Annotated in this window: 3 protein-coding genes; 1 reads left to right on the top strand and 2 read right to left on the bottom strand. The window is 69.0% G+C overall.

Features of this window, described 5'->3' with window-relative positions:
• Positions 1 to 493 precede the first annotated feature (493 nt).
• Positions 494 to 2,101, top strand: coding sequence for an ABC transporter substrate-binding protein (locus C1I97_RS33065; protein ID WP_111006716.1), 1,608 nt, complete (start codon positions 494 to 496; stop codon positions 2,099 to 2,101).
• 197 nt (positions 2,102 to 2,298) lie between these two features.
• On the opposite strand, the gene C1I97_RS33060 is transcribed toward C1I97_RS33065, so the two are convergent.
• Together C1I97_RS33060 and C1I97_RS33055 are read right to left on the bottom strand one after the other, a co-directional pair.
• Positions 2,299 to 2,970, bottom strand: coding sequence for a response regulator (locus C1I97_RS33060; protein ID WP_111006715.1), 672 nt, complete (start codon positions 2,968 to 2,970; stop codon positions 2,299 to 2,301).
• Positions 2,971 to 2,984: 14 nt separating this feature from the next.
• Positions 2,985 to 3,819, bottom strand: an 835-nt coding sequence (locus C1I97_RS33055) for a RecB family exonuclease (protein ID WP_111006714.1), incomplete at its 5' end; no start/stop codon positions are given.

Raw genomic sequence — 3,819 nt, 5'->3', positions numbered from 1 at the left:
GCGCACCGTCGTCCCCTCCCTGGAAGACGTGAACCTGCCATTTCTGCACGGCCTGATGACAGAAATGCGCTAACCGTTCACCCAGCGTGCCAAACCCCGCGGGAATAGCCCCGCGGCGGGCATCCGTGGGAATTCCCACCCCGTCGGACGGCCGAATTCCGACGGTTGCCACACCGGCCGGTCGTGTGACGTTCCCCACTCCTTCGGAGGTCGACAAGGGGTCCGAGGTGTGCCGTCCACCCCCTTCCGGGGCCTGTGCGCGCGTCCTTGTGTCCCGATTGGTGGAACCCTGCACGAATCCTTCCAGTCGCGGGTTTCCGGAACGTCCGCACCCGGCTCCACTGCGTGATGGGAACTCAACTCCCGTGGCCACGAACCTTCCTGCGGGGGCCGACTAATCTCACCGTGAGAACATCACCCCTGCCCCCGTGATCCGCCGCGACAACCCTGCATGCCGGATACACGGACATGACAGCTCTGGAGAAACTCGAGCATGAACCGCAAGACTTTGGTGCTGCCGGCCGTAGCCGGTCTGCTCGCGCCGGTACTGGCCGCGTGTGGCGGTTCCGGCAGCGGCGGCAAGAGCGGCGACGCCATCGTCGTCGGCACCACGGACCGGTTCACCGCCTCGAAGGAGACCCCCGCGCCCTTCGACCCGGCGTACGCCTACGACGTCGGAAGCTGGAACGTCCTGCGCCAGACCGTGCAGACCCTGATGATCCAGCCCAAGGGCGACGGCGACCCCGTCCCCGAGGCCGCCGAGAAGTGCGGCTTCACCGACAGTGGCAACGAGCGCTACGCCTGCACCCTGCGCGAAGGCCTGAAGTTCGCCGACGGCGACCCCATCACCGCGGCCGACGTGAAGTTCTCCGTCGACCGCGCCCGCGCCATCGACGCCGACAGCGGTGTGGCCGGTCTGCTGTCCACCATCGACACCGTGGAGACCCAGGGCGACCGCGAGGTCATCTTCCACCTCAACACCGCCGACGCCACCTTCCCGTACAAGCTGTCGACGCCCGTCGCGGGCATCGTCAGCTCCAAGAAATACGAGAAGGACAAGCTGCGCGACGGCTTCGACGTGGACGGCTCCGGCCCGTACGTCATGAAGCCCAACGTCAGCAACGGGGAGGAGATGGTCGACGCCGTCTTCACCAAGAACCCCCACTACAAGGGGACGTTGAAGCTCAACAACGACAAGGTGGAGATGCGCTCCTTCCAGGCCGCCGAAGCCATGGGTGACGCGCTGGACAAGGGTGACATCGACGTCATGACCCGCAGCATGACGCCCGAGCAGATCCGTAAGCTCACCGCCGACTCCAAGGACAACATCGACGTCTTCGAGATGCCCGGCCTGGAGATCCGCTACCTGGGCTTCAACACCGACGCCGAGTCGGTGAAGGACAAGGCCGTGCGCGCGGCCATGGCCCAGGTCGTCAACCGCAGCGAACTCGTCGCCGAGGTCTACGGCACCCAGGCCGAGCCGCTGTACTCGGTCGTCCCGGCCACCATCACCGGCCACTCCAACGCCTTCTTCAACAAGTACGGCGACCCGAGCGTGGACAAGGCCCGCTCCCTGCTGGACAAGGCCAACGTCACCACCCCGGTGAAGCTGACGCTGAACTACACGACCGACCACTACGGCGAGGCCACCAAGAAGGAGTTCGAGGTCCTTCGTCAGCAGCTCAACGACAGCGGCCTGTTCGACGTCGCCATCAAGGGCGCCCCCTGGTCCGCCTTCCGTCCGGCCGAGCTGAAGCGCCGGTACGACGTCTACGGCATGGGCTGGTTCCCGGACTTCCCGGACGCCGACAACTACCTGGCTCCGTTCCTCGACAAGGGCAACATCCTCAACACCCCGTACGCCAACAGCGAGATCCGCAACAACCTGATCCCGCAGTCCCGCCGACAGGCCGACCGGCTCTCCGCGTCCAACAGCCTGGACACCATTCAGGACATCGTCGCCAACGACGTTCCGCTGATACCGCTGTGGCAGGGCAAGCAGTACGTGGCTGCCCGCGACACCATCACGGGCGCCGCGTACGCCGTCAACTCCTCCGCGACCCTCCAGCTGTGGGAGCTCGGCCGGGGCATCAGCGGCTGAGGTCTTCCCCCGGGCCCTGTCCCCCAGGGCCCGGCCGGGCGTCTCGACCGGCCGCGGCACCGACAGCGGCCCGATCGTGTCCCGGTTCCGGAAGCCCGGGAAGAGCTGAACCACCGCCGAACCACCCCCGCGCACACCAAGGGCGCCCCCTCACCGGCCTTCGGGGAGGTGGGCGCCCTCGGCGTGCGCGGGGCGGCCTACTGGGCGCCGGGACGCACCAGACCGCTCTCGTACGCGTACACCGCGGCCTGCACGCGGTCGCGCAGGCCCAGCTTGGTCAGCACATGCCCGACATGGGTCTTCACGGTCGTCTCGCTGACGAACAGATCGGCGGCGATCTCCGCGTTCGACAGCCCGCGCGCCACCAGCTTCAGCACCTCGACCTCGCGGTCGGTGAGGGTGTGCAGGCTGTTCGGCACCGGCTCCTCGCCGGAGGGCAGATGCGTGGCGTACTTGTCCAGCAGCCGGCGCGTGATGCTCGGTGCCAGCATCGCCTCGCCGGCCGCGACCACCCGGATCGCCTGCACCAGCTCGCCCGCGGGCGCGTCCTTGAGCAGGAAGCCGCTCGCGCCGGCGCGCAGCGCCTCCACCACGTACTCGTCGAGGTCGAAGGTGGTCAGCACCAGCACCTTCGCCGGACCGTCCCGCTCCGGACCGGTGATCTGCCGGGTCGCCTCCACGCCGTCCATCCGCGGCATGCGGATGTCCATCAGCACCACATCGGGCTGCAGGGCCCGCACCTGGTCCAGAGCCTGCAGACCGTCTCCGGCCTCGCCCACGACCGCGATGTCCTGCTCGGCCTCCAGGATCATCCGGAACCCGGTGCGCAGCAGCGGCTGGTCGTCGACCAGTAGGACGCGGATGGCCACGTGAGTCTCCTTCGCTAGTCCGCGCCCATTCTGCCCTGCGCCGGCGCCGCGGTCCGTCCCAGGGGCAACGGGTAGGGCGGGGGAGTGCCGCCGAACTCCGGGCAGTGGGCCCGGTGGTCGCACCAGCCGCACAGCTTCGTGGGGCGCGGCCGCCAGTCACCGGTCTCGGTGGCCAGCCGGATCGCCTCCCACAGCGCCAGCAGCTTGCGCTCCACCCGCTCCAGATCGGCGGGGACCGGGTCGTACGTCAGCACGTCACCGCTGCCGAGATAGACGAGCTGCAGCCGCCGGGGCACGACCTTCTTCAGCCGCCACACCACCAGGGCGTAGAACTTCATCTGGAACAGCGCGTCCTCGGCGTACTCGGGGCGGGGGGCCCTGCCCGTCTTGTAGTCGACGATCCGCACCTCGCCCGTGGGCGCCACGTCCACCCGGTCGATGATCCCGCGCAGCCTGAGCCCCGAGTCCAGCTCCGCCTCCACGAACAGCTCCCGCTCGGCCGGCTCGAGCCGCGTCGGATCCTCCAGCGTGAACCAGCGCTCCACCAGCCGCTCCGCCTCCGCCAGCCAGAGCGCCAGCCGCTCGCCGTCCGGGTCGTCGGCGAACAGCTCCACCAACTCCGGTCTGGCCTCGCGCAGCCGCTCCCACTGCCCCGGGAGCAGCTCCTTCGCCCGCGGCGCGGTCCGCTCGGCGGCCGGAGCGTCGAACAGCCGCTCGAGCACGGCATGCACCAGCGTGCCCCTCGTCGCCGCCTCACTCGGCTTCTCCGGCAACCGGTCGATCACCCGGAACCGGTAGAGCAACGGGCACTGCATGAAGTCCCCGGCACGGGAGGGGGACAAGGAGGAG

This window comes from Streptomyces sp. NTH33 (assembly GCF_003236365.1).
In the GTDB taxonomy this organism is placed as follows: Bacteria; Actinomycetota; Actinomycetes; order Streptomycetales; family Streptomycetaceae; genus Streptomyces.
Note: the sequence above shows the minus strand (reverse complement) of the source record. Positions and strands in the feature narration are given on the sequence as shown.